This is a genomic window from Flagellimonas sp. S3867, assembly GCF_014698935.1.
Classification (GTDB): Bacteria; Bacteroidota; Bacteroidia; order Flavobacteriales; family Flavobacteriaceae; genus Flagellimonas.
On sequence record NZ_JACVMN010000001.1, the window covers coordinates 1036099 to 1062492 of the forward strand.

At 39.0% G+C, this 26394-nt stretch carries 21 protein-coding genes; 13 read left to right on the forward strand and 8 right to left on the reverse strand.

The window, feature by feature from the left end:
• The first annotated feature begins 1 nt into the window (after position 1).
• The 7 genes from IAG46_RS04680 to IAG46_RS04710 all read left to right on the forward strand — a co-directional run bounded on the left by IAG46_RS04680 (position 2) and on the right by IAG46_RS04710 (position 6410).
• Complete coding sequence (locus tag IAG46_RS04680) at positions 2-847, forward strand: DUF4249 domain-containing protein (RefSeq protein ID WP_190809155.1); 846 nt, start codon at positions 2-4, stop codon at positions 845-847.
• A 373-nt stretch (positions 848-1220) separates the two neighbouring features.
• Positions 1221-2003, forward strand: coding sequence for a hypothetical protein (locus tag IAG46_RS04685; protein ID WP_223826574.1), 783 nt, complete (start codon positions 1221-1223; stop codon positions 2001-2003).
• A 116-nt stretch (positions 2004-2119) separates the two neighbouring features.
• A complete protein-coding gene (locus tag IAG46_RS04690) occupies positions 2120-3118 on the forward strand; it encodes a DUF3500 domain-containing protein (RefSeq protein ID WP_190809156.1) in 999 nt (332 codons plus the stop codon).
• A gap of 155 nt (positions 3119-3273) precedes the next feature.
• On the forward strand, positions 3274-4155 hold the full coding sequence (locus IAG46_RS04695) for a DUF4382 domain-containing protein (RefSeq protein WP_223826575.1): 882 nt from the start codon (positions 3274-3276) through the stop codon (positions 4153-4155).
• A 160-nt stretch (positions 4156-4315) separates the two neighbouring features.
• Entirely contained in the window at positions 4316-5068 is a 753-nt protein-coding gene (locus IAG46_RS04700; RefSeq protein WP_190809158.1) for a DUF3179 domain-containing (seleno)protein, read from the forward strand.
• Between the two features lie 12 nt (positions 5069-5080).
• Positions 5081-5683, forward strand: a complete 603-nt coding sequence (locus tag IAG46_RS04705; protein ID WP_190809159.1) for an FMN-binding negative transcriptional regulator — start codon at positions 5081-5083, stop codon at positions 5681-5683.
• A gap of 88 nt (positions 5684-5771) precedes the next feature.
• Positions 5772-6410, forward strand: a complete 639-nt coding sequence (locus tag IAG46_RS04710; RefSeq protein WP_190809160.1) for a DinB family protein — start codon at positions 5772-5774, stop codon at positions 6408-6410.
• 9 nt (positions 6411-6419) lie between these two features.
• On the opposite strand, the gene IAG46_RS04715 is transcribed toward IAG46_RS04710, so the two are convergent.
• A complete protein-coding gene (locus IAG46_RS04715) occupies positions 6420-8153 on the reverse strand; it encodes a PorP/SprF family type IX secretion system membrane protein (protein WP_190809161.1) in 1734 nt (577 codons plus the stop codon).
• A gap of 371 nt (positions 8154-8524) precedes the next feature.
• Between IAG46_RS04715 and IAG46_RS04720 the strand changes: the two genes are divergently transcribed.
• Positions 8525-9004 carry a GNAT family N-acetyltransferase gene (locus IAG46_RS04720; protein WP_190809162.1) on the forward strand — a complete coding sequence of 160 codons (480 nt, stop codon included), beginning with the start codon at positions 8525-8527 and terminating at the stop codon, positions 9002-9004.
• A 131-nt stretch (positions 9005-9135) separates the two neighbouring features.
• A complete protein-coding gene (locus tag IAG46_RS04725) occupies positions 9136-9558 on the forward strand; it encodes a DoxX family protein (RefSeq protein ID WP_190809163.1) in 423 nt (140 codons plus the stop codon).
• 16 nt (positions 9559-9574) lie between these two features.
• Here the strand turns inward: IAG46_RS04725 and IAG46_RS04730 are convergent, their stop codons facing one another.
• Positions 9575-11737 (reverse strand): TonB-dependent receptor, encoded by a 2163-nt coding sequence (locus IAG46_RS04730; RefSeq protein WP_190809164.1) that lies wholly within the window; start codon positions 11735-11737, stop codon positions 9575-9577.
• A gap of 109 nt (positions 11738-11846) precedes the next feature.
• Positions 11847-12890 carry a serine hydrolase gene (locus IAG46_RS04735; RefSeq protein WP_190809165.1) on the reverse strand — a complete coding sequence of 348 codons (1044 nt, stop codon included), beginning with the start codon at positions 12888-12890 and terminating at the stop codon, positions 11847-11849.
• A 211-nt stretch (positions 12891-13101) separates the two neighbouring features.
• Between IAG46_RS04735 and IAG46_RS04740 the strand changes: the two genes are divergently transcribed.
• Positions 13102-13521 (forward strand): DUF2141 domain-containing protein, encoded by a 420-nt coding sequence (locus IAG46_RS04740; protein ID WP_190809166.1) that lies wholly within the window; start codon positions 13102-13104, stop codon positions 13519-13521.
• A 171-nt stretch (positions 13522-13692) separates the two neighbouring features.
• Positions 13693-17025 carry a tetratricopeptide repeat protein gene (locus IAG46_RS04745; protein ID WP_190809167.1) on the forward strand — a complete coding sequence of 1111 codons (3333 nt, stop codon included), beginning with the start codon at positions 13693-13695 and terminating at the stop codon, positions 17023-17025.
• A 13-nt stretch (positions 17026-17038) separates the two neighbouring features.
• Here the strand turns inward: IAG46_RS04745 and IAG46_RS04750 are convergent, their stop codons facing one another.
• The 3 genes from IAG46_RS04750 to IAG46_RS04760 form a co-directional block, all read right to left on the reverse strand.
• Positions 17039-20488 carry a 4Fe-4S binding protein gene (locus IAG46_RS04750; protein ID WP_190809168.1) on the reverse strand — a complete coding sequence of 1150 codons (3450 nt, stop codon included), beginning with the start codon at positions 20486-20488 and terminating at the stop codon, positions 17039-17041.
• Positions 20489-20559: 71 nt separating this feature from the next.
• A complete protein-coding gene (locus IAG46_RS04755) occupies positions 20560-21114 on the reverse strand; it encodes an OsmC family protein (protein ID WP_190809169.1) in 555 nt (184 codons plus the stop codon).
• Between the two features lie 175 nt (positions 21115-21289).
• Positions 21290-23140 carry a sigma 54-interacting transcriptional regulator gene (locus IAG46_RS04760; RefSeq protein WP_190809170.1) on the reverse strand — a complete coding sequence of 617 codons (1851 nt, stop codon included), beginning with the start codon at positions 23138-23140 and terminating at the stop codon, positions 21290-21292.
• A gap of 174 nt (positions 23141-23314) precedes the next feature.
• On the opposite strand from IAG46_RS04760, the gene IAG46_RS04765 reads away from it, so the two are divergent.
• On the forward strand, positions 23315-24256 hold the full coding sequence (locus IAG46_RS04765; protein ID WP_190809171.1) for a LysR substrate-binding domain-containing protein: 942 nt from the start codon (positions 23315-23317) through the stop codon (positions 24254-24256).
• Between the two features lie 38 nt (positions 24257-24294).
• On the opposite strand, the gene IAG46_RS04770 is transcribed toward IAG46_RS04765, so the two are convergent.
• Positions 24295-24492 carry a hypothetical protein gene (locus IAG46_RS04770; RefSeq protein WP_190809172.1) on the reverse strand — a complete coding sequence of 66 codons (198 nt, stop codon included), beginning with the start codon at positions 24490-24492 and terminating at the stop codon, positions 24295-24297.
• Between the two features lie 118 nt (positions 24493-24610).
• Between IAG46_RS04770 and IAG46_RS04775 the strand changes: the two genes are divergently transcribed.
• Positions 24611-25897, forward strand: coding sequence for a D-alanyl-D-alanine carboxypeptidase (locus tag IAG46_RS04775; RefSeq protein WP_190809173.1), 1287 nt, complete (start codon positions 24611-24613; stop codon positions 25895-25897).
• On the opposite strand, the gene IAG46_RS04780 is transcribed toward IAG46_RS04775, so the two are convergent.
• Entirely contained in the window at positions 25872-26390 is a 519-nt protein-coding gene (locus IAG46_RS04780; protein ID WP_190809174.1) for a peptide-methionine (S)-S-oxide reductase, read from the reverse strand. The genes IAG46_RS04775 and IAG46_RS04780 overlap by 26 nt on opposite strands.
• Positions 26391-26394: the final 4 nt, after the last annotated feature.

Sequence of the window (26394 nt, forward strand, 5' to 3'; positions counted from 1 at the left end):
GATGAAATTTATTTATAGAATACTTTTAAGCGCTTTGTTAGTTGGTATTACATCGTGCACCGATGTCATCGAGGTTGACGTTCCCGAAGGCCCCATACGACTTACCATTGAAGCTTCTTTGGACTGGGAAAAGGGAACCACCGGAAATGACCAGACCATTTTGTTGAGCACTTCCACCCCTTTTTTTGAAAGTCAAAATAATACAGCGGTAACTGGAGCAACAGTCCAAGTTCGAAATAATGATAGTGGAGCAGTTTTCACCTTTCAAGATCAAAATGATGGGAGCTATATCACATCTTCGTTCATTCCTGTTATGGGAAACTCATATACTTTAGAAATACAATATGAGGACGAACAATACACCGCTACTGAAACAATGCTTCCTGTAAGTGAATTTTCATCCATAACCCAATCCAGGGAAGATGGTGAAGATGATGAGGCCCTGGAAGTTAATGTCTCTTTCCAGGATCCCGCTGACATTGAAAACTATTATTTCCTTCGGTTTCAAAGTAGAAATGACCGATTACCCGAACTTTTTTATATCAAAGATGAATTTGTAGATGGTAATGAGGTGACCTTTTATTATGAGAAATTGGAGGATGACCAAGACAATATCAAAGAATTTGAACCCGGTGACACCGTAGATATCATTTTATTGGGCATTTCCGAAGATTATCATAACTATCTGCGGCTTTTGGTAGAACAGTTTGAGAGTGCAGGAAATCCATTTAGTGCCACTCCAGTTGCATTGGTTGGCAATTGTATTAATGTCGACAATCCTGACAATACGCCCTACGGTTATTTTAGGGTTTCAGAAAAAGTTGCAAGCAATTTTACGTTTGAGTAGTTTTTGTTTTAGGTTGGTAATCCCAAAGTTCGAATCTTCGGCTTTGGGATTTTTGTTTTCGGACGATCTGTAAATTATTGGAATTGCATATAAATTAACAGCATATTGTAGGAAACCATCTATGAATCCTACTTTTTGAATGGATAAGAATGAATTCACAGCCCATTTAACCCATTCATTACCAGTTTTTTATTATATTAGTTTACTAGGATTTTGACATTTTCCCACCCCCCTACTTTCCTAGTTTGTTTCCCCTTTTAGAACATTACTTGCACTCTTGTAGGTTGATTTATGCTGTTCGAATTTGAGCAAGTTGACGATTACCAAAATTGTAGACTAATTCAATTAATATCAACCTTTAATTCTAAACCTTATGAAAACAACTAATTCAACAAAACTGAAAAAACTATTGTTTGCACTATTGCTGGTTCCATTTTTACTTCCCGCACAAGAGGCCCAACAAGGCCCTATGTTCATGAATGTAATGCTTACCGCACACTCCTCTAAGATTTCGGAGTTTGAAGCCGGTCTGGCGGCTCACAACAAAAAATATCATGCCGAAGGAGCCTCTTCTGTCAGTGTATTCTGGATTTCCAGTGGAAAAAATTCAGGCAAATACATCTGGAGCATGGGTCCCACCTCATGGTCCGCCATGGATGAGGCCAATAATCCAGATCCGGCACATGCCGCCGATTGGAATACAAATGTTGCTCCATACGCTAAATCAACAATGGAAACAACATTTTGGAAAAACGATTTAAAACACTCCAATTTCACTAAAGATTTTCAACTAAAAAACCTTTCCATATTTATGTTGGATATGAAACGTTTTAAGCAGCGGCAGTTTATGACCGTTTTAGATCAAGTGTACGACGTGTTCAAAGCCAAAGACCCAGATCATCAATGGGGTGTATATTTTAATGAGTTGAGCAATATGGATGGTCAAGATATGGTATGGGTTGACTTTTTTGATAAATCAGCGTGGATGGGTAAAGAAGATAAGTTCCCACAATGGTTCGAAGAAGTGCATGGACCTGGAACTTTTATGAATTTTCTAACCGATTTTGAAAATTCTACTAATGGAGATACTCAAGAACTTTGGGTGTTTAGAGGAGATCTAAGCGGCTCTAGCGGAGAAGTACAAGGAAGACAATAAACTTTCAATACAAGATAGGGGCATAAAATGCCCCTATCTTTTTATCAGAACAAGGCATCACAAAATGTCGATCAATTGTCCATATCGTTTCCAGTATCTTTACTGAAAGCTATATTATGAACAAAACACTAAGAGCAATCTTAATTTTTGGTTTTGTGGGCTATATGGCCCTTGGACAAAATTCAACAACTAATTTCTTGAATTCTTTAAGCCAAGATCAGCGGAACAAATCTGTGCTATCTTTTAATGATGATTCCAGGGAATCTTGGCATTTTTTTCCCGCTTCCATGCTTGATAAAAGTGGTGTCTCACTGGCGGAACTTAGTGCATCTCAAAAGGAGTTTTTCCAAATCATGCTTAAAACTCACCTTAGCCAATCTGGCTATGAGAAGGCGATGAAAATTATTGCATTGGAGGATGTACTCTTGGAACTTGAGGGCAATGCCAGCATGCGGGATTCTGAAAAATACCATATCGCTTTCCACGGAGACCCAAAAAGTGATGCTATTTGGGGCTGGTCCTTTGAAGGGCATCACCTTTCTCTCAATTTTACTTTTATTGGAGATCAAGTTTCTTTTGCGCCAAGGTTTATGGGTGCATCACCAGCCAGAATTCTGTCTGGCAAGCGAAAAGGTCAACGTGTTTTGGCGCAAGAAGAAGATTTGGGACTCGAATTGATAAATTCTTTCGATTCAAATCAAAAAAACAAAGCCATTTTTCGTCAAGCAGCTTTTAGAGAGATTGTAACTTTTGTTGAATCCTCGGTAAAGCCCATGAAAACTGCTGGCATAAGCATGGATGCTCTAAATCAAAACCAACAAGAGGCACTCTGGAAACTGATTTATGAATATATTTCTGCAATGCCCTCAGATTTGGCTAAAAAACGAATGGAAAAAGTAAAGAACGAACAATCTTCCAATATTTATTTTGGGTGGGCTGGAGCCACTTCCGCAGGAAAGCCTCACTACTATCGGATTCAAGGCAAAACTTTCTTGATTGAGTTTGACAACACTCAAAACAACGCCAATCACATCCATTCGGTTTGGCGGGATTTTAATGGTGATTTTGGAAGAAATTTAATCCAAGAACATTATCAAAACTCAACGCACCATTAGTTAATACCCTGAAGGTAAAAGCCTACAAATCAGTGTATTTCATCGAAAAGTTTGCTAATTCTAGGTTTTTGGACTAGGAGATTTGCATTTTTGGGGTAACATAAAACATTAACCTCAAGGGTGCTATCACCCTGTTAAAAGCCTCAAATATGAAAATGAAATTTTTAATTGGTCTAGCGTTGACCTTGGCACTCACCTTTATAAATTGTTCAGATGATGCCAATTCCAATGTGAATTCCACAGGAAAATTGACCGTTCAGTTAACAGATGCTCCTTTCCCATTTGATATGGTTGCGGAAGCCAATGTTATAGTGTTCAAGTTGGAAGCCAGAAAAGCAGAAAATGACGACATGGATGATAACTCAGATGATATGAATTCTGATGATGATTCACCATTTATCACTTTAATGGAAGAAGAGATTGAAGTCAACTTGTTGGATCTGACCAATGGAGTAACGGAGCAACTGGCCGACCTCGATGTTCCCGCTGGGACATATGATCTTTTACGGGTTTATGTGAAAGGAGTTAACGTTGTTTTGACAGACGGCAGAACCTTTGACTTAAAAGTTCCTAGTGGCGAGCAAACTGGCATCAAAGTTTTCATTAAACCGGGTATAACCGTAGCGGGTGGATTATCAGCAGATCTTTTATTGGATTTCGATGTAAGTCGTTCCTTTGTTGCCAAAGGCAATACCAAGACTGTAGATGGCATCAATGGGTTTAACTTTAAACCAGTAATCAAGGTTAGTAATTTATCAACAGCAGGAAGTCTTACCGGTAGCGTCACTACTTTGGAAGAAGAACTGCAAGTAGCCCTTGAAGGATCTCAAATCTCCGTTTTGGCCGCTGATACTTTAAATACTTCCGGTTTTAGCGATGCAGATGGCAATTACACCATTATGGGGCTGGAAGCTGGTTCTTATAAAGTGTTTGCCGAATTGGAAGGGTACGTAAAGAGCGACACGGTTGAAGTTCAAATCGCCGCTGCGAACAAAACTGTCCAAGATTTTCAATTAGAAAAAGAGGTTATAGAGTAAACGCAGTAACTAAACCTTTGCGAGATTTTATAAAATAACGAGCGGGAATTGAATTCCCGCTTTTTTTTATGTCGAAATAATAAGGAAACCTCAACCTGTTCTGACCTACAATTTGTAACTTTCCGTTCAGCATCTCGACTGCCTAACTAAAAGTAACACCATGAAATCATACATCCTTCTCATACTTATACTGTCTTCTTTTTTGGGATTTTCCCAAAGACCAAGTGCATTGGAAAATGGTAAATTTTTTGAAGAAAACGGCATCCAATTACTTTATGGCGGTGCTAGTGAAACACAACATTTTGTAATTGACAATTTGGATTTAGAACCTGCCCAATTTCATTATGGGATTGGTCGTGAACGTTTTCCAGCGATACTAAAACCCGAATTTCATACAGTGCTTGAGGCAGATGCCAATTGGACCCCTGACAGTCGATTTTTATTGGCTAAAAAGGGAGATGACATCAAAGCGTATTCCGTTGCCGACCTAACACGCCATGAAGTGGTCAATGATATGCTGGATGGTGAGCCCATCTTTGCTGCCTATTGCATTTTGGCCGATTTGGGTGCGGTTTATAAAAGAACCTATGCCGATAAGGTCTTCACTTTCGCCCTAAGCGGGTATACCTATTTTGACCCCAAAGTATGGGACGGACTTGACGGTTTTGTCCTTTGGGACCGAGAAACCGAAAGCCTTTGGTGGCCATTGATTGACAAAGCGGTTTCCGGTTCACTAAAAGATGTGAAACTTCAAAAATTAGAAGATACCTTTTGGGAAGACACAACTTGGGGGCACATTCGTGATAACTATCCAAATGCGATGGTCATGAAATCTGGCTTGGATTATGAACGGCCAAAGACTTGGAAACGGTATGATGATGTATCGGAGATCGTAAAAAAGTATGCAAACTGAATTTTTCTACCCTTGTACATTCCACATTACTACAAAAACGAAAATGTTGACGAGGTCAAAACATTTTTAAAAGAAAACAGCTTCGGCATTTTGGTCAATCAGGTTGATGGTAAACCTTGGGCCACCCATATTCCTTTGGAATTGGACAGAAATGGTCAAGGAAGGGATGTTCTAGAGGGACATATTTCCAAAGCCAACCCGCAATGGAAAACATTTGAAGAATCCAAAGAGGTTTTATGCATTTTTAACGGACCACATGCCTATATATCCTCATCATGGTACCAAGAGGAAGAAGTACCCACCTGGGATTATATTGCCGTACATGTGTATGGCAAACTAGTGGTCTTGAATGCGGAGGAAACCATGGAATCGTTACATAAATTGGTGAATAAATATGAGAGGGATTCTAAAAATCCGGTATCACTTCATGATATGTCTCCCAAAACTCTAAGACAAGTTAATGGCGTAGTTGGGTTCCAAATTGAGATTACTGACATTCAAGCTGCCTACAAGCTTTCACAGACCCGACCACAGGATCATGCAAAAATTGTTTCTGAGCTTTCGGAAAAGGATGATTTAGGAAGCAATGCAATAGCAAAATTAATCAAGGATTGAATGATGTGATTTTTGGTTTTGGGAATCGAGGTGTTTCGTATCTTGTAAGACATTAAAAAACAACTCTTTACAACTAAACACCAATCTCATGAAAGCGTCACGAAGAAAATTTTTGGCCGGCTCCACACTAATCACCGCTGGACTTGCTCTTACACCAACCCAAAGTTTTGGGAATTCCAAAAAGGAAAAAAGTACAATAGATGACTTATATCTTATCGGTCCCAAAGAGGGATATGCCCCAGAAATTGGCACTTTGCTTTCTACCATGACCATGATGCGCCACTGGGTCATTGGTACCGTAAAAGATTTGACTGTGGAACAATTGGATTATCAAATAGATGATCAATCCAATTCGATTGGGGCCATGCTCTTGCACTTAGCTGCGACAGAAAGATATTATCAACTCAATACATTCAATGAAATGGAGTGGGGTTCTTGGAGTGATGAAATAAAAGAAGAATGGGATGTGCCAATGTCCATGGGAAAAGATGGCAGAGAAAAAATCAAGGGACATCCAGTCGATTTCTATCTATCCAAACTGGAAGAAGTAAGGGAAATCACCCATAATGAATTGGCAAAAAGAGATGACAGTTGGTTAGAAAAAACCGAACCGTTTTTCCAAAATAAACCGACCAACAACTATTGTAAATGGTTTCATGTATGCGAACATGAATCGAACCATAGAGGTCAGATGAAATTTATCATCAAGAGATTGCCAAGCGTTTAAGGCAATCCGTTACTCGTTATCCTGAAACTTGGTATCGGCCCATCCAGAATATCGAGAGTTGTTCACATGCATAATCCAGATATCCTCTTTATAAGATCCTTTCAGCTGTGATCTATATGCCGAGTAGGCATCTTCATTTTCCTGGTATTTGGCCAAATAAACATAGTTAAGGCCATTATCTGGGTTTTTGAAGTATTTGGCATCAAGCCCTTTTGATTTTAGCTCAGCCATAAAGCTCTTTAGATAACGCTCATTTTTAAATACATTGGCCACTATATAATGACCTTTGCCTATACCGTCTAGGCTAATGAATTTTTCAACAGGCTTGAAAGCTCCACCCGTAAATGCGCCCTTTTTAATCGGTATCTTTGCTTTAGGTCTTGGTTTTATTTTTGTTTTGGGTTTTATCGTGGTATTTGCAGCTATCTGAGTTTGTTCCACTGCATCGAAAATTGAATCTAGATCCGAAGTATTCTTGGCCAGATAAATTTGTTGCGCTTTGGCCTCAACATCTGGACGTTTGTTATCCGTTTGTCTTTTAACCATGCGCATAACCATCTCAAATCGTTTCTCCATTTCTTGGTCCCTAGACTTTTCCAGCGAATCCATTTTAAAGAGCAGTTCATCAATAATGGCATAGCTATCTTCCTGATTCTCTTTCAATTGCTTAACTTGTTCCTCCCAAAAAGCCAAATCTTCCTTGTTGGTTGGTCTTAAGGTAGTTTCTGCCTCTAACTTACTTTTCTTGGATTTTTTCTTTTCCTTTTTGATATCTGCCACAAAGGTTCCCTCAATCGGTTTTTTAGTGGAACCTTCGTCATTGGATGCCAACGTATTTCTTGAAAGGTTGGGTACAAATGAGAAAGCAATGGAAACTTCATGGGTAACACCCAAATTTGTGAAGTTATTATTAATATTCTTCTCAAAATTATATCCGAAGGATAGTCGTCGGTTCAAATTGAACCCGGTACCCGCGGAGGCACCATAAAACTGATCGTATCCTCCTTGAATCCATCCTAATTTGGGTAAGTCAAGAATCAGTCCTCCACCAAAAATTGGGTCGGTATCGCCTTCAAATCGTGCTCTGGCCAAAGGTAAAAGTCTGCCATCTTCAAAGATTCCCGCCCCATTTTTAAACTCATGGGCAAACTGTACGTGGCCTGAAAAGGTTTTTTCGTTGAATTCGGTCAACGATTTACCAGACTTCATGTTATAATCCACCAAATTTTGGGCAAATACGCCAAAATCGAACTTTCCTAAAGAGAGATTCAAACCAGGTTGAAAAGAAATAATGGAGTTTTGGGTTGCGTCGTTCAGCAATGGATCATCGTCTACGGTGACAGCCCTATCCGGGTCAAAACTACTCACATAATAGGGAATGTTTACACCAAAGCTCAAGCTACTTCTTAGACCCAACTGTATGCCATGTGAATAATTGGCCATCACCCCTAAATTGGAGATGACACCTTCTTGCTGATTGTACAGACTCAAACCTAAACCCACCCGATCGTTAAGGCGACCACTGTAGCTTAAAAAGTAATTTTGGTTATTATCATTGAAATCTGCACTTTGACTTCTATGAAATAGATTTACATAGGATTTGTCCTCCCGAACTGCTGAAAACGTCGGATTGATCAAGAATCGATTAAACTTTAACAGATTCTGGAAAGGAACATCATAACTCACATATGGATTCCCTTCTTGAGCGTTTAATTCGCCGCAAAGCAGGAGGGGTATAATCAAAAAAAGAAGCCGATTATTTCGACGTATCGTGAAATTTTTGAAATAGGGGGGTAGTTTTATAGCCATAGCCTAAAATTCTAAGTAGGTTGATCATCCCATTTGGGATTGGTATGATTTTGTCGTCTGGTCTCATTGCAAGATTTGGGATACTTGTAAGAGTTTTATTATTAACTATACTGTAATTATACGTTTTTCATCGTCAAAAAACCAATTTACTCGATGAACTGCGTGCTTATTTGACAACTACGCCTATATGTAACGTAATTCATTCCATTTTCTTATGTCCTTGATTATGAACCTTTTCCAAGGGATTCCAATTCTTTCATGATTTCCAATTATTTTTACGCTGATTTCTATCATTTATTGATTCTATGAACGAGCAAATAAAAATTATCCCCTGTTCGGAGAAATACTTCGAAGCATTTAAAGTTTTGAATGAAGAATGGATCAACCAATATTTTAAGATGGAGGAAATGGACCGAATTTCCCTAAACAATCCAAAAGAATATATTTTGGACAAAGGTGGATACATTGCGGTTGCCTTGTTGAACGATGAAGCTGTTGGGGTTTGCGCCCTCATGAAAAGCGAACAGCCAGATTTTGACTTTGAGCTTGCGAAAATGGGAGTGTCTCCCAAAGCCCAAGGAAAGGGTATTGGTAAATTGTTGGGGCAACATATTATAGCCAAGGCCAAAGTTTTGGGCGCAACTACATTGTATTTGGAAAGTAATAGAGTTTTAGGTCCAGCCATAAGTTTATATAAAAAGTTGGGTTTTAAAGAAATAGCCGGAGCCACTTCCCCTTATGAACGAAGTGATATTCAGATGGAACTACATTTGAAAACCTCCTAAAGATTTCAGTGACCGATCTCATATAGACTGAAAATCCTCCCTTGATTTGGCCCTCTGTGGCCACGATAAATGTTTTCTTACCTCATTAAAAATGAGTATATTATAGAATTCATTCTTAAAATTCCAACGTCATGGGAAGAGTTAAAAATTTGAACAAATGGGCGAATGCCCATACCTATTATCCTTTGGATTTGGTGCGAATTGCCCTTGGAATCTTTCTTTTTTACAAGGGAATTGAATTTATGACCAATCATGAGCAGATGGCGATCATGGTTAGGCCTTTTCAAGAAATGCCAGGGGGGATGATTCTTTTACACTACATAGCCCCTGCTCATTTTGTGGGTGGTTTTTTAATTGTCGTGGGATTGCTTACCCGATGGGCAGCAGCAGCTCAATTGCCTATTTTGATTGGTGCGGTTTTGACCAACTTCTTAGGAGAAATGAATACGACCAACCTTATTTTGGCCACCGTTACATTGCTGGCTTGTGTTTTTTTCTTTGTATACGGCTCTGGAAAACACTCGGCGGATTATTATTTAAAAATGCAACAGTAGGGTTTGCTTATTTGGATTATAAATTGTCCAACTGATTGCTCTTACCATCAGTACTAATGGTCCAAAAGAATCCTACAAAGAAAAAACTATCGGCAGGAGGAGTTATTGCTCTCCTATCATAAATTCCATTCATATTGGGCGTGTCGGCATATTGATAATTGCTGACATTATTAAAACTCAGCAGATTATTAACGGAAAAGTATAGAATTTTCTGCTGATCTATAAGGTAGGCCCAATTGACGCTTAGATTGTTGTACGATTTGGTCTTCTCAGCCAAAAACCCAGGCGTATTTGGATTGTCATAAGGTCTGCCCGACCCATATGAATAAGAAAGTCCTACCTGTGAGCGCAGTTTATTCACCCAGTATTTGGTCACAAGAGAGAAATTGTGTTTTGGTGCAAAATTGGGAGTTGCCCTTTCGCTAAAATTTTGATAGTCCCGCTCAGTATCCAAATATGAATATGAAATCCAATAATCCAAGTTATTAATACTCTTGTTATCTCTCCAAAAAACATCAAGACCTGCAGCATAACCATTCCCCAGATTGGTAAAATTTGAATCAAATTGAGGTTGTTCCGCATCATATTTTACCAAATTGTCATAATCCTTATAATAGCCTTCTGCCCTAAACGTTTTGCCGTCGCCAACATATTGATAGTTTAAAATATAATGTGAGGTTTTTTCGGATAAAAGTGGTTGGCCAAACTTGGCCACATTGGTCAATGGGTTCTGATAGAAATCTCCATACGCCAACGAAAATTGCCCTTTATCTCCAGGTTTATAGGCCAATGACACCCTTGGAGAAACTGTAAAATCTTGCATTAAAGAACTATGTTCTCCGCGAATTCCAAGTTTCATCGCAAATTGATTGCTCAAGAAAATATCGGTTTCCGTAAAACCAGCCCATAATTGGTCGTCATAACTACCCTCAAAAGTAAAACCGTCATTTGCCATAAAGGTTTCCTCATAGTCTGTGTTAAATAGTTCAGAACCAAAAGTAAGGTTGAATCTGTTACTGAAATTCTTTCGCAACTTCACTTTAACGTGAGATGCCGTTTCCTTGGTTTCAATGGCATTTTCCAACAAACCAATGTCATTTGAATCCCTAGAAACAGCTGCCCCAGTGGTCAAGCTCCAATCGTTTTCAAAAAAGTACTTGTAGGATGAGTTAAAATATAGGTTGTTGTTCTTTAAACGAAACCTGATAAAATCATCAAAGTTGATGTCCTCCTGGTCGATGTCCAAATTGGAATGATTGAACCCGGTATACAACTTAAACATGCTCTTTTCCCCTTTGCTTCTAAAAACCGCCTCCCCGGCAATGGATTCATAAGGACTGTTCCATCGAACTCCTTGACTTGAAGGAATCAATGACTCGTAGGGCGAAAGATTGATGTAGGAGGTGTTTATACTCAGTGATTGATCACCCCATATTTTAGTATGACCCAATCCACCACCAACAGACATTAAAGAAATATCCGTTTTCTCCTGATCCGGTACATCGGTTGTATTCAAAAGTAGAACACTTGACAATGCCTGACCGTATTCTGCGGAATATCCTCCAGTGCTAAAGGTGATTCCCTTAAACAGAAATGGCGAAAATCGTCCTCTTGTAGGTATATTGTTTGCTGTTGCATTAAACGGTTGAAAAACCCGAAGACCATCAATAAACACCTGAGTCTCACCTGCGGAACCACCGCGCACAAATAGTCGGCCATCTTCATTCACTGTTGTGGTACCCGGTAAGGTCCGTAACGCGGCAACAAAGTCCCCGGCAGCCCCAGCAGTAGTAACAATATCCAGTGGTTTTAAAACCGAAACCTTTGAGTTATCCCCCGCTTCAAACGTTCCTGCAGTCAAGGTAACCCCGGTCAGCGCATTAATCGATTCCACTAATTTTATTTGCAGATTTTCAAGATGCTTCACATCTCCTACCTCATAATACGGGTCAAAAGACAACATTGAGATTACCAGGGTTTGTGTACCGGTTTCTGTGGTCTCAAAGCTGAATTTTCCATGCTCCGTTGTTGAAGCTCCATCATAAGTACCTTCCAAATATACATTTGCGCCAACTATCGGGTTATTTTTGGTGTCCGTGACCGTCCCTGATACTATGGTTTGTGAAAGTAATATTCCTGTACTTAAGAAAGTAAGCAAAAAAAATATCTGGTTTTTCATGACTTTTCGTTGTTTGATGCCACAAAAATGCTTGCGAAATAAAACATCGGCCAATCTGAATTACCGAACTGTTATTTAATCGGGTTGAATTGTTCGAATTAGAAACTGTTTATTGAATGGATTGATATATTGGCGGAAAAACTTTTTCCAGAAAGTTATTCCATTGCTGATTGTTTTGGGCAAAGCTCACCAGATATTCTTGAACGGCTATGATCATCATGTTGTCTTCGGGAATCAACATCAAAGCCTGGCCACCAAAACCCTGTCCAAAATAGACCTTACGATCTAAATTATCGGCCACATACCATTGAAGACTATATTTGGTTGCCGATTGTGGTATGTCTATTTGTGCCGTGGAAGATAGAGTCACCCATTCTTCCGGAATCAATTCTTGTCCATTCCACATGCCGTTATTCAAAAACAGTTGTCCAAATTTGATCAGATCATGCGTCCTAAGTTCCAATCCTACCCCACCCCAAGCATTACCATCTGGGTCTGTTTCCCATTCAAATGAGGTAATTCCTAAAGGGTCCAGCAAATTTTCTATGGCATAGTCTCTAAATGTACCATTGGATATCTTCGCTATAATATCGGTAACCACATGTGGTGATAGGGTATTGTAATTAAAGGTTGCCCCAGGTTCGGATTCTAAATCTCTTGACAATAAATTTCCAATGGGATCTTGGATGTTCAATCCAAGCAAATCTTCTATTTCTTGTTCCTCATTCCATTGAAGACCAGATGACATATTCAACAAATGTCCTATGGTAATCTGCTCCTTGGAAGTTCCTGCCAATTCGGAATACATATCCTTGATTTGGTAATCCAATCCATTAATCAATCCTTGTTCAATAGCAATACCGGTCAATGCTGAGGTGAAATTTTTGGTAATGGAACGAATTGGGAACAGGTCCCCCGCTTCTTTACCCCTAAAATATTCCTCCACGACCACTTTTTCATCTTTTACCACAAGTAATCCATAAAAATTTGAAGATTCAGCAGCATTTTTTACTGCCGTCTGCAATGAAACAATATTCAATCCATCACGAATAACTTCTGTTGGCATTTCTGAATCTTCAGGTGAGGTTTCAGAATCGCTTTGCTGGCACGCAAAAAAGCAAGTGACAAAAAACAGATAAAAAAGAGTTCTCATAGTTGTGGGTATTATTTATGGGCAACTTATTTATGTTCACATGGGTATTCTCCAAGTCGAATCAAAAAACATGCCACCAAATCACCTTGAACCCAAGAATATGGATTCATTACGATTCAGTCAACAAAAACAACATTTCGGTATTCTTAAATTTCTAAGCTGTTGGTATTGAAAGAGTTTTGGTATATCAGAAACATCAAAAACAAGAATTATGAAAACTGTAACACTAACATTGGGATTACTTTTAATATGCTTTTCAGGTTTTTCCCAAGCAGACTCAGGTAACAACATCGAAGTATCTATCGACAACATTTTAAGTAACGATGGAAAGGTAATGGTAAGTCTTCACACAAAAGACACTTTTATGAAAGGGCCTGGAATTCAAAATCTGGAAAGTAAGATTGAAAATGGAAAAGTGTCATTTACCTTTCAAAACGTACCTGAAGGCACGTATGCCATCATGGCCTTGCATGATGCAAACGAAAATCAACGAATGGATTTTGAAAGCAATGGAATGCCAAAAGAAAATTATGGTTTGTCCGGCAATGCTAACTCTTACGGTCCTCCAAACTTTGAAGCAGCCAAATTCAATGTAGCGGGGAATAATCTAAAATTCAGCATTCGATTTTAGAATCCAAGTTTATTTATCAATCAGCTAAAAGGTGTGCCGTTGGCACGCCTTTTATTTTGTGCTTTACACTTTAAGCGTTACATTTAAGTAACCGTACATCAACCACTTTAAACCAATACCATCAAACCAAACCTCCTCTTATTTTTGTTTATATGCTTGACGGTGCACACCATGACAGCACAAAGCAAAAGCCAGGACAGTCTGCTTACTGTTTGGCAAGATATCTCGAAACAGGATAGTACAAGACTTGAAGCGGCATATTCGATTTTTATTTCTCGGTTCAGACAAAATTTAGATTCGGCCAGGGTTTTTGGAAATGAAATGCTTGAGTTTTCCCAAGAAACCAATAATCTACAATGGCAAGCTACGTCAACTCGATTGGTTGGAAATACTTATGCTGTTCAGGGGAAACTTGAAGATGCACTGAATTGGTTCAATAGAAGTCTCGTTCTTTCTAAAAAATTGGAAAGCCAAAAGGATATTGCCGTTACCCTTAGTAATATTGGAACTATACATTATGAGATAGGAAATTATACACAGTCCATTTCATTTTTGCTGGAAGGCCTCAAAATTTCCGAAGAACTTGATGACAAACCGGGGTTATCCAGAGTTACCAACAATCTTGGCAATGTTTTCATTGAACAAAAGAACAATGAAAAAGCTCTGGAGTATTATTTATATAGCTTAAAACTTAAAGAGGAGCTCAATAACCCAAGGACACTACCTGCAGCCTATAACAATATTGCCTTGGTCTATGGTAATCAAAAAAAGTATGACCAAGCATTTCAATACTTAATAAAAAGTATTGAAATAGCTGAAGAAGTAAATGATAAAATAGGACTGAGCAGGGCATACGCCAATATGGGGTCACTTTACAACGAACAGGGCGATTACAAAACGGCTCTGGAATTTTTGAATAAAAGCATACGTATAAAACGTGAGATTCAGGATAATGAAGGACTCCCGACCACTTATCTATACCGTGGAAAAACATATTTAAATCAGAAAAAGTTTCAGTTAGCTAAAAGAGATTGCACGAAAAGTCTGGCGATGAGTGAAAAAATGGGAGCCCTTTTGGCCCAAGAAGAGGCTTGCGAATGTCTTAGTTTAGCGTGGGAGGGTCTTGGGAACGCAAATAAATCGCTTGAATTTTATAGAAGATTTACTGTACTCAAAGATTCCCTGTTCAATAAAAATAAAACTGAAGAAATCACTAGGAATGAGCTACAATATCAATTTGAAAAAGAGCAATTGGCAGATAGTATTGCTTTTCATAGCCAGCAAGCAGCGCAGCAAGTTGCTTTTGAACGTGATCTGAACACACAACGTAATAAGTTCTATATTTTTCTGTTTGGAGGTCTTGGGCTTTTACTTTTTGGAGTTTTTTATTGGCGTTCCAGACAAAAAACACAAGAATTAAAAAAGGAGCGCGAAGTTGTTCAAAGATTAAAACAGGTAGATCAATTAAAAGATCAATTTCTTGCGAATACCTCCCATGAACTTAGAACACCTCTAGTTGGTATTATAGGTTTAACCGAGTCGCTAAAAGAAGGTATTGCAGGAAAACTTTCGAAAGCAGCATTGGAGAATTTAGACATGATAGCCAATAGCGGCAAACGACTTTCACACCTTGTGAATGACATTCTCGATTTTTCAAAATTGAAGAACAAGGATATTGAGCTCTCTCTTCGTGAGGTGGATGTTCATGCACTATCCACTATTGTGCTGCGATTATCACACCCTTTGATCCAAGATAAAAAGTTAAAACTCATAAACTCAATCCCCAAAGATGTGCCTTTGGTAAATGCCGATGAGAACCGATTGCAACAAATCATGCATAATCTAATTGGGAATGCCATCAAGTTTACCCAAAAAGGCTATGTGACATTGTTTTCTGAAACCAAGGACGATATGCTGAGTATATCCATCACAGATACGGGCATTGGTATCCCGGAAGATAAATTGGACACCATTTTTAATTCTTTTGAACAAGCAGATGGATCAACGCAACGGGAATATGGTGGCACAGGTCTTGGCCTTTCGGTAACCAAACAGTTGGTTGAACTGCATGGAGGGTCAATTGATGTTTCCACAGAAGAAGGGAAAGGTTCCATTTTCACCTTTACACTTCCCTTGAGTTCGACGGACCGCAAAGACTTTGAATCAAATGGCACCACTTCTACAGATTTTGTTCAGATGCGCTCTACCCTTCAAAAAGAATTGCCTTTACCCGGATCAAAAAAAATAAAGGGACAAGAGGTTCCCCGAATCTTGATTGTTGATGACGAGCCAGTGAATAGAAGAGTACTTGAAAATCATTTGACCGTCGCCGGTTATGAAATAACCGAAGTCAGCTCCGGCAAGGAGGCTTTAGAAGAATTGGAGAATGAAAACCTGTATAACCTAGTGCTTTTGGATGTAATGATGCCCGGAATCTCAGGCTATGAGGTGTGCGAAAAAATTAGGGAACGATATATCGCAAGTGATCTTCCCGTGATACTGTTGACCGCTAAAAATACGGTTAACGAACTCGTAGTTGGATTCAATGCAGGAGCCAACGATTATTTGACCAAGCCAATCTCCAAAAATGAACTATTGAGCAGGATTAAAACACATATTAATCTAAATACCATCCATAGGGCCACTTCAAGATTTGTTCCTTCAGAATTTGTGCAATCCGTAGGAAAACAATCCATTACAGATGTGAGGCTCGGTGATCATATAGAGAAAAACGTAACCGTTTTGTTTTCTGACATTAGAGACTACACCACACTTGCCGAAAGTATGACCCCTGAACAAAATTTTAAGTTCGTTAATGCCTATGTGGGACGTATGGGACCAATAATCAAAGAAAATGAAGGTTTTGTAAATCAGTATTTAGGTGATGGTATCATGGCTTTGTTTCCGCATAAATCGGAAAGTGCTTTGGACGCCGCCATTGAAATGCAACGAACCCTATCCCTCTATAATAAAAGGCGGGTCAAAGAAAAGGGGTACGCTCCTATCTCTGTTGGAATGGGTTTACATACCGGGCAATTGATCATGGGTATAATTGGTGATACCCAAAGAAATGATCCGGCAGTAATCTCCGATACCGTAAACAGTGCTTCACGCGTAGAAGGTGTAACCAAACATTTTGGAGCAAACATCATTATCAGCGAAGACACCTTAAATTCCATGACAGATATAAGTGGTTTCAATTTCAGATATTTAGGCAAGGTCAGAGTGAAAGGCAAGCAAAAGGCTATAGGGATTTATGAATGTATCGATGGTGATAAGGTGGAAAGTATAACCTTGAAATTGGAAACAAAAAAGAATTATGATGCAGGTGTAAAACTGTTTTTTGATCAAAACTTCGTTGATTCCCTCGAACTGTTCGAAAAGATTCTTGTGAAGAATCCCAAGGATACGGTTACACAATATTTTGTTTCTGCCTGCGAAAAATACATTTCGGAAGGTGCACCCAAAAACTGGCAATCCATGACTGTAATGCATGAAAAATAGTCAAGCTATTTTTTCAAGGAAGTACAAAAACGATCTCTTCCCGGAGAATTGATTCTTGCAATTTATAATTGGCAAATCTCTCGTTGATATGAGATTGAGCCTGTGTAATAAGCTCCTCAAAGGTTTCCATATCATTTTCAAAAAGTGCCTCGAATCGTTTTTCCATTCTAAAATAGTCGACAATAGGAAGGCTTGGAGTCTCAGAGTCGAGTTGCAATGGGTTAAGTCCATTGTTTTTTCTGGTTGGATCATTTCTATACAGCAACCACTGACCTGATTCTACCATAGCTTTATGGTATTGCGATGGATTTTTCATATCAATGCCGTGCGCTGGGCTATGGCAATAGGCAATGATCAATGAAGGTCCATCATGTTGCTCTGCCTCAACAAAGGCCTGCAAGGTTTGCTCTTGATCGGCTCCAATAGCCACTGATGCTACATAAACATCATTGTAATTCATGGCCAAAAGCCCCAAATCTTTCTTTTGTTTTTGTTTTCCTTTTGCAGCAAATTTTGCAGAGGCTCCAAAAGGCGTGGCCTTTGACATTTGTCCGCCGGTATTGGAATAGACCTCATTATCAAGTACCAAGATGTTTACGTTTTTCCCAGAAGCCAACACATGATCCAATCCACCATACCCGATATCATAGGCCCAACCATCTCCACCAACAATCCACACACTTTTTTTGATCAAACTATCCACATGCTCCTTTAAAAATTCTGATTCCTCATGATTCATTGTATCAAGGAGCTCTTTTAGTTTTTCAATTCGGGCTCTTTGCAATGCAATTTCAGCTTCCGTATCCTGTTTGGCATTTAAAATGTCGTGAACCAATTCAACATCAAGATGATTTTCTAGCTTTTTGAGTAAATTTCTTGTCTGCGCTTCTTGCTGATCAGCGGACAAACGAAATCCCAATCCGAATTCCGCATTATCCTCAAAAAGGGAATTTGACCATGCTGGTCCCCTACCCTTTTGGTCTTTGGACCATGGGGTTGTTGGTAGTGCCCCACCGAAAATAGAACTTGCCCCTGTTGCATTGGCAACAACCATACGGTCACCGAACAACTGTGACGCCAATTTTAGATAAGGAGCTTCGCCACAACCATCAACGCCCATTGCATATTTGAAAAGTGGTTCTTGCAATTGTTGCTGATTTATTTTAGTGGCATCAATTTTTGTTCTGTCGAATTCGGGAATGGTTTTGAAATATTCCCAGTTTTCTTTCTCCTTTTTAATTTTGGATTGGTTTTGAGTCATTAACAACGCCTTTGCCTGACAGGCATCAACACAGTTGTTACAGGATGTGCACTGATCAGGGTTTACTTGAACGGTATAGTTCAATAAATCAAAACCATTAATGTCCTCCATAAACTCAACAGACTTAAACTGATCCGGAGTGTGCTTCAAAAAGTCTACTTCATAGGCTTTTGTGCGCAGCGCTCCCTGAGGACATGCCATACTACAGGCACCGCATTGGGTACACAAATCGGTGTCCCAAATGGGAAGCGCCGAAGCTTTACTTCTTTCATTGAATTTTGATGTGTTGCTCTCGTAGGTTCCGTCTACAGGCATTGCACTTACCGGAATCTCATTTCCTTTTTGCGCCAGCAATTGTCCCAATAGTGTTTTTGAAAAAGCAATGTCCACTAAAGTTTCCTTTTCAGAAGATAACAGTGAGGTATCGACCTCATGAATGCATCCTCTTATGCAATCTAAATTCTGAGGATTCAAAAATTGGTTGGTCAGGGCCAAATGACATGCCTGCAATCTTGAAATGAAAAATTCGCCGATATTTATAAGTCTTGGCAACTCATTCGTATTGACCAGGTATAATTTAATTTCTTTGGATTGTATAAGAGCTTGTTCTTCATGGGAGAGTTTATTCCAGAACTCATTTGGAGTAGAATCTGAACACACTAAAACCTTTCCGTTAGACCTAATATTTGACAAAACTGAATCCTTCTTTAAAAAAGAAATGGAATCACAAGCCGCAAAATTAGCTTTGGTTATCAAATATGGTGCTTTGATAGTGTTAGCACCCACTCGCAAATGGGAAACACTTCGTGCATCCGATTTTTTATAGTCGCATTCGGTATAGCCTTGCACATAGATGTTGGTATCTTCTCCCAACAATTTTAAATACTGATTAAAGTACTCGTTGGTGTCGTCTGCCTTTTTCTCATAAAAAAGTGCTTGATGGCAATCGGTGTTTATTTGAAATTCTTCATCCCAAATAAGGCTTGTACCAGAAATATCGTCATTAATCCCTACAGTAAAACCATTTTTAGGTGTGTCCGATTTCAAATTATCTACAATGGCATTGACCATGGCAGGGTTGAATTCCTTGGAACTCAATCCATACCGACCTCCTACTATATTGGGCAATTTTCCGAATTTTTCTGCAGCTTGAAAAAGAGATTGCACCACATCTAAATACAAAGGTTCTCCTGTGGATCCAGGTTCCTTGGTTCTGTCCAACACTGCAATGCTTTTGCAGGTAGAAGGGATACTTCCAATTAAATGCTTGGCGCTGAACGGTCGGAACAAGCGAACTTTGATCAATCCAATTCGCTCGCCATTTTCATTTAGCTTAGTAATGGTCTCCTCAATAGTCTCCGTAGCGGATGCCATCGCGACAATAAGCTGTTCGGCTTTTGGATGCCCCACATAATCGAAAAGCTTGTATTGTCTTCCAGTCTCTTCAAAAAATTTGTCCATCTCGTTCTGAACAATTTCAGGGCATGCTTTATAATATGGGTTGACAGCTTCTCTACTCTGAAAAAATACATCAGGACCTTGGGAAGTTCCTCTAATAACAGGAGAGTTTGGGTTAAGAGCTCTTTTTCTATGAGCAGTTATAAGTTTTTTATTGACCATGTTTCCAATGACCTGGTCAGGGATCATTTCAATTTTTGCTGACTCGTGTGAAGTTCTGAATCCGTCAAAAAAGTGAACAAAGGGGATTCTAGATGCAAGTGATGCGGTTTGCGAGATCAAGGCCAAATCCATTGCCTCTTGAACCGAGGAAGACCCCAAAAAGGCATACCCCGTGTTTCTAGCAGCCATAATATCGCTATGGTCTCCAAAAACTGACAGGGCGTGGGTTGCCACGGACCTCGTAGCTACATGAATCACATTAGGTGTTAGTTCACCAGCAATTTTATACATATTGGGAATCATCAACAAAAGGCCTTGTGAGGCCGTAAAGGTGGTTGCCAACGCACCTGTCTGCAATGCTCCGTGCATTGCCCCGGCGACACCTGCTTCGCTTTGCATTTCGAAAACCGAAGGGACATTGCCGAAAATATTTTCTTGTTGTTCAGCACTCCATTCCTCAACCAATTCTGACATTTCAGAAGCTGGCGTAATAGGATAAATGGCACAAACTTCATTAAGTTTATAAGCGACATGAGCTGCTGCCTGATTACCATTTAGTATGTTTTGGTGCTGATTTTTCATTTTTAGGAGGTATGGGTAATTGGAAAGAAGAATGAATAAGCCGCCCTTTGATGGGCGGCTTATTTCAAATTTTACTTTTCGAACTCGATAGAAACAGGAGTTGGATTGGTAAGCATGTCGAATACTGGAGAGAATTGAGCCAAAGTTCTCAATTGTTCTTCAGAAGCATCCGATTTTACTTTGAACTTCACCTTGATTCCGTCAAAACCTTTTCTGACTTCAGGATCCAATCCAAGGAAACCGTGCAAATCGCATCCACCTTCTAAAGTAGATTCCATACCTTCAATGTCAATTCCATTGGCAGCAGCATGATAAACCATTGCTCCTGTAAGACAAGAACCTAATGCGTGCAATACAGTTTCGGCAGGGTTAGGTGCCAAATCTTTACCTAAAAGAACTTCCACGTGATCGGCTTCCATGGTAAAGGCATCTTTACTTCTTGTTTCGTGCTCTTCACCCACTCCATAATAATCTTTGATGCTTGTCACACAATGACCACCATCGATCCAATTGTTCTTGGCTCTAAACTCGAATTTTGCCAATTCAGGGTTTCCTTGTACTGCATTGATAGTGTCTACCAATTGATCTACGTTTACTCCGTTTTTAATGTTTGCTGTTGTAATCATTTTTTTAATTTTTAAAAGATTAATTTTTCTGTTTGCCTTTATTAATGCAGTTGGCGTGCCAAAAATTGTAATTATCTAAAAATCAATTGATTACAAAGGTTTTATGTATATTAAAGTGTCGCGATATTTCGTAAAAAAACGAAATATCGCTAGTGTATTTATGAAATTTCGTGAATTACACCGGACGCACGATACCTAGCGCCTTTATTTTTGAAGTTAAAGTTGTTGGGCGTAATTGTAACAGCGCTGCGGCCCCTTTTTCTCCAGAGATTTTCCAATTGGTTTGCCGCAGAGCCTTGAGGATATTCTCCTTTTCCAATTCCACCATTTCCTGTGATGTTAAAATACGATTTGATTCAACATCTTCCTTGTTTGACACTGGTGACGACGCATGTGGAATTATAGCTTGCCAATTTACCTGGCCATTGTTCGAAATAATGATGGCACGTTCAATTAGATTTTGTAGTTCCCTCACGTTACCTGGCCAATCGTACTCCATGAACAATTTCTTTTGATCATTGGATATGGGTTCGATAAATTTGTTCATTTTTTTGGAGAACTGTCTAACCATTCTATCAGCAATCAAACAAACATCATCTCCCCTATCTTTCAATGCTGGAACAACAATTGGAAAAACATTCAATCTATAATATAGATCTTCCCTGAACTTTCCCGTTTTCGAAAATTCCAACAAATCTCGATGCGTAGCCGCTATAATTCTTACATCCACCTTGATCGTTTCAGAGCTTCCAACGGGATCAAACTCCCCTTCTTGGATGATACGTAATAATTTGGGCTGTAAATCCAACGGCAACTCACCAATCTCGTCCAGAAAAATTGTTCCTTTATCCGCCAATAAAAACCTTCCTTTTCTGCTGGTTGTGGCTCCGGTAAAGGCTCCCTTTTCATGACCGAACAATTCGCTTTCAATTAAATTGGCCGGAATTGCGCCACAATTTATTCGTATCAACGGTTTTTCACTTCGGTCACTGGCATTGTGGATGGCCCTGGCCACCAATTCTTTTCCGGTTCCAGTTTCTCCTTGTATCAATACAGTAGCCTCCGTACCGGCAACCTGTTCCACCAAATCAAGTACTTGGGCCATGGTGCGGTCTTGGGCAATTATGCCATAATCGTTTGTTAGTTGTTTTATTTCTTCTTGCAGGTACTTGGTTTGATTTGTGAGTGAGTTTATTTTCCGCTCTGCCAAGACCCTATCATCTATATTTCTTAGAATAAGCGTATAAAACGTTTCATCTCCGGCTCCATAAGAGCTTATGGTTCCTTCGTTCAAGGTTTCCGTTTCGTTGGAACCAATTACTTTTACTTCCGAAGGAAGGTATGTATCCATCCCATCATTCTGTCCGTCCAAATGTGCCTTGATCAGCGTTTCCAACATTTTGGCGCTTTCTTCATCCAAAAAGAAAAGTACATTACGTCTGATCACATCTTCATTTTCCAAAATGGCATTTGCTGAAGCATTGGACAGCACAATTTTAAAGTTGCTATCGAACATAATGATGGCATCCATAGCGCCATCTATCAAACCCAACATTTTGGAATTGGACAGTTCAATTTCCTTTTTGGAGGCTGCCAGACTTTCCTGGATGATATCCAACTCTCGATGTCTTTTAATCAAAACAGATAAAACTCCTTTGGTGAAGCCTCTGTCCGTTGCAATGAGATCTACAAACGTTTTGGGTAGAATTTTTAGCAGTGAGGTTTCCTCCAAAGTGGTAACCGATGCTGATCGCGGCTCTTCATCAATTAATGCATACTCACCAAAACAATCTGTGGGTGACAAGGTGCTGTACAAATGATGTTGATCATGAACTTTAACCTTTCCATCCAGTATTACGTACATTCCATCACCCAAAGCTCCCTTCTGAATGATACAGTCATTTTTTCCAAAACTTTCTGTTTCCGCATCCTTACATAATTGCAAAAGGGAGGCTTTGTCAACTTCTGAGAAAAATGGGACTCGTTTTAGGAAATCCACCAAATGATTTAGTTCGGTTGTGGTCATTGCTAGCTTTTGGTCAATCAGCAGTAAATAAATATAAAGATTTGGAAATTAATCAACCCATGTTTTCTATAAGAGTTGTGTTTCGCGTTGCTTTAAAATTTTTTAGCCTTTTCTATAGCCATTATAAATATAATTGATGGTTTTTCATATTTTTATTTCTCAAATTTATGATTCATGACCATAACCCAATTACAATATGTTTTGGCCGTAGCTGAATACAAAAACTTTACCCTTGCTGCGGAGAAAAGTTTTGTTACCCAACCCACTTTGAGTATGCAAGTGCAAAAGCTTGAAGATGAACTGGATGTTTTAATTTTCGACAGAAGTAAAAAACCTATTTCGATAACAGAGGTTGGAAAGAAAATTGTTGCCCAAGCCAAAAACATTGTTGCGGAGGCCGAACGCATCAAGGATATTGTTGACCAAGACAAAGGTTTTATAGGCGGAGACTATACCATAGGTATAATTCCGACCGTGATGCCAACTTTGTTACCCATGTTTTTGGGAACTTTTATTAAAAAATATCCCAAGGTCAATTTAATTATTAAAGAGCAACCCACAGATGCCTTGATCAGAAATATTCTGGATGGACATTTGGATGCAGGAATCGCCGCTACTCCGCTAGAAATTGAATTCATTAAAGAGCGGCCACTTTATTATGAGCCTTTTATTGGTTACGTGCCTGAAAATCATAGATTATCCCAAAAAAATCAGCTTGTCACGGAAGATCTTGAGGTAAGCGATATTTTATTGTTGCAAGACGGGCATTGTTTTCGGGATGGGGTCATTAATCTTTGTCAGTCGCCAAAAAATATGAACCAAGAACATTTTAAAATTGAAAGCGGTAGTTTCGAAACCTTGGTTAGCCTATCGGACGAGGGCATGGGCATGACTTTATTGCCCTATTTAAATACCTTGGATTTAGATCAGAAGAAAAGGCAGTATTTAAAGCAATTTAAAAAGCCTTCTCCAGCAAGAGAGATAAGTCTTATTTACCATAAGAGCGAACTTAAAATACAGATTACGGAAGCATTAAAAGAAGTAATTTCGAGTATTGTTAGGGGCGCCATTGCTTTCCAAGATGTGGAAATCATCAGTCCACTTGGAAAAAACTAAATGTACCTAAAGAAAAAAGCCGCTTAAAGCGGCTTTTGTCATTTTTTTATTAATAATAAAGTGGGTTGTAATTCTGGCTTGTCTAAAATAAATAGTTGCAACCAGATTTTGAGTTCTTCGATTTCATTTGGTAATAACCTTGAAACGGCTTTCTTCAATTCTTTAGCGAAGAGTTTTGCATCAAAACTTACTTTCGAGAGTACAGTTTTGGTGTAATCTAACATTGCTCTGGGCATAGAAATTTGATTATTTTGAATTAAAGGTTGTACCCTAAATTACAAAAAATCAACCTTTATTTCACCAAATTGAGGTTAAAAATTAAATAATTTCGTGTTAAATTCGACAAACAACAAAATGTACCTAACCTATAATCAGACAGTTAAGAATCTAACCCTCATATGGTTAGCAGGATTTTTCCTTCTTTTTGGCTGCTCTTCTTCACGCTTGTCCAAATATGATAATCAGCTAAAGGAAAACACTTTTCAAAATTCCTTTCATGGATTGGTGGTCATGGATGCCGAAACCAATAAGGTTTTATACAACACTAATGGTGAGATGTATTTTACTCCTGCCAGCAATACCAAAATTGTTACGCTGTTTACGGGGTTAAAAATGATTCCAGAGCATTTTCCAGCGTTGAAATATATTGAGAACAATGATTCCCTTTATGTTGTTCCTACCGGAGATCCATCTTGGCTACATCCCTATTTTAAGGATAGCACAGCCATTAATTTTTTAAAACAAAAAAAGAACGTAGCCGTATTCCTTGAAAATTCCGAAGATGAGAGATTTGGTCCCGGATGGGCATGGGAGGATTATCCTTATTATTTTTCAGCGGAAAGGAGCCCATTGCCCCTTTATGGTAATGTCGTTTCCCTATCAAATATTGATGGGTTGGAAGCATCCCCCCTGTTTTTTCTGGATAGCGTTCAGGAAACGAATTCATCCACAGGAAGGGACGAGTTCAACAATAAATTTTACATAAATACCGAACAACAAGATACTATTCAGATGCCTTTTATTATTAAGGAAGGTCTGACCAAATATCTATTGGAATCGCTTCTTAAAAAAGAAGTGACTCTTTTGGACAGTTTACCCGCAGCGCCAAAAGAAGTTCTTTACGGTGTTAAATCCGATTCAATTTATAAAAGAATGATGCACGTAAGTGATAATTTTTTGGCAGAACAAATTATGATGACGGCCTCTTCCACACTTTCAGATACGCTAGGCATCAAAAGAGCCATGGACCATATGTTGGAAAACGAACTTTCCTTTCTGGACCAAAAGCCGAGGTGGGTAGATGGTTCTGGCCTATCCAGATATAATCTGTTCACCCCCAAATCTTTTGTGCAAATCTTGCAAAGGCTATATCAGAATGTGGATACGAAGCGTTTGTTCACATTGTTTCCAAATTGGGATGCTACTGGTACGGTTTCAAAATGGGAAAATCTAAATATGGAACCTTTTATTTTTGCCAAATCGGGTTCCTTTGGAAATAACTATAACCTCAGCGGTTACCTCAAAACCAAATCTGGAAAAGTTTTGATTTTCAGTTTTATGAACAATCATTTTCAAATTCCCAGCAGTGAAGTAAGGTTTCAGATGTATACACTTCTTAAATCGCTTCACGAGAAGCATTGATTTTTTCCCGATTTGCCAATTTCCCAAATTTGGTCAATATGGTTTTAAGTTTTGGTGAAATATAGGTTTCACAAAAGGGTTTTTCTGGGTTTGCATAATAGTAATCGTGAAACCGTTCTTCGGATGGCTTAAATTGTTTAAAGTAATGCACTTTGGTAATCAATTGCTGGTCAAAATCAAGATTTAATGCGTTCAGCATATTGGTTGCTCTCACATAATCTTTTTTTGAATACACGTAAATCGCTGACCGATATTTGTGTCTGAACGAATGTGCTGAAGTGCTTTTGTGGGTATGCAGATGAACTTCTATCAAATCCCTCATCGAAATCAACGAGTTGTTATAAGTGACCACAACAGCTTCAGAAAAGGCTTCTTCGAAGTCCTGCGAAGACACAAATCCCTGCTCAACTTTGTTGACTCCGTTTAAGGATAAGAAAACAGCTTCGGTACACCAATGACATCCGCCTCCCACGGCAATTTTTGAAAAACTCATAGTT

Bases quoted from the DNA above. Each gene is read 5' to 3' on its own strand.
- IAG46_RS04735 (WP_190809165.1), bottom strand. From the start codon at position 12,890: ATGAGAACTCTTTTTTATCTGTTTTTTGTCACTTGCTTTTTTGCGTGC.
- IAG46_RS04780 (WP_190809174.1), bottom strand. From the start codon at position 26,390: ATGAGTTTTTCAAAAATTGCCGTGGGAGGCGGATGTCATTGGTGTACC.
- IAG46_RS04745 (WP_190809167.1), top strand. From the start codon at position 13,693: ATGACAGCACAAAGCAAAAGCCAGGACAGTCTGCTTACTGTTTGGCAA.
- IAG46_RS04755 (WP_190809169.1), bottom strand. From the start codon at position 21,114: ATGATTACAACAGCAAACATTAAAAACGGAGTAAACGTAGATCAATTG.
- IAG46_RS04770 (WP_190809172.1), bottom strand. From the start codon at position 24,492: ATGCCCAGAGCAATGTTAGATTACACCAAAACTGTACTCTCGAAAGTA.
- IAG46_RS04700 (WP_190809158.1), top strand. From the start codon at position 4,316: ATGAAATCATACATCCTTCTCATACTTATACTGTCTTCTTTTTTGGGA.
- IAG46_RS04750 (WP_190809168.1), bottom strand. From the start codon at position 20,488: ATGAAAAATCAGCACCAAAACATACTAAATGGTAATCAGGCAGCAGCT.
- IAG46_RS04740 (WP_190809166.1), top strand. From the start codon at position 13,102: ATGAAAACTGTAACACTAACATTGGGATTACTTTTAATATGCTTTTCA.
- IAG46_RS04685 (WP_223826574.1), top strand. From the start codon at position 1,221: ATGAAAACAACTAATTCAACAAAACTGAAAAAACTATTGTTTGCACTA.
- IAG46_RS04690 (WP_190809156.1), top strand. From the start codon at position 2,120: ATGAACAAAACACTAAGAGCAATCTTAATTTTTGGTTTTGTGGGCTAT.
- IAG46_RS04765 (WP_190809171.1), top strand. From the start codon at position 23,315: ATGACCATAACCCAATTACAATATGTTTTGGCCGTAGCTGAATACAAA.
- IAG46_RS04760 (WP_190809170.1), bottom strand. From the start codon at position 23,140: ATGACCACAACCGAACTAAATCATTTGGTGGATTTCCTAAAACGAGTC.
- IAG46_RS04730 (WP_190809164.1), bottom strand. From the start codon at position 11,737: ATGAAAAACCAGATATTTTTTTTGCTTACTTTCTTAAGTACAGGAATA.
- IAG46_RS04695 (WP_223826575.1), top strand. From the start codon at position 3,274: ATGAAATTTTTAATTGGTCTAGCGTTGACCTTGGCACTCACCTTTATA.
- IAG46_RS04775 (WP_190809173.1), top strand. From the start codon at position 24,611: ATGTACCTAACCTATAATCAGACAGTTAAGAATCTAACCCTCATATGG.
- IAG46_RS04725 (WP_190809163.1), top strand. From the start codon at position 9,136: ATGGGAAGAGTTAAAAATTTGAACAAATGGGCGAATGCCCATACCTAT.
- IAG46_RS04710 (WP_190809160.1), top strand. From the start codon at position 5,772: ATGAAAGCGTCACGAAGAAAATTTTTGGCCGGCTCCACACTAATCACC.
- IAG46_RS04680 (WP_190809155.1), top strand. From the start codon at position 2: ATGAAATTTATTTATAGAATACTTTTAAGCGCTTTGTTAGTTGGTATT.
- IAG46_RS04720 (WP_190809162.1), top strand. From the start codon at position 8,525: ATGAACGAGCAAATAAAAATTATCCCCTGTTCGGAGAAATACTTCGAA.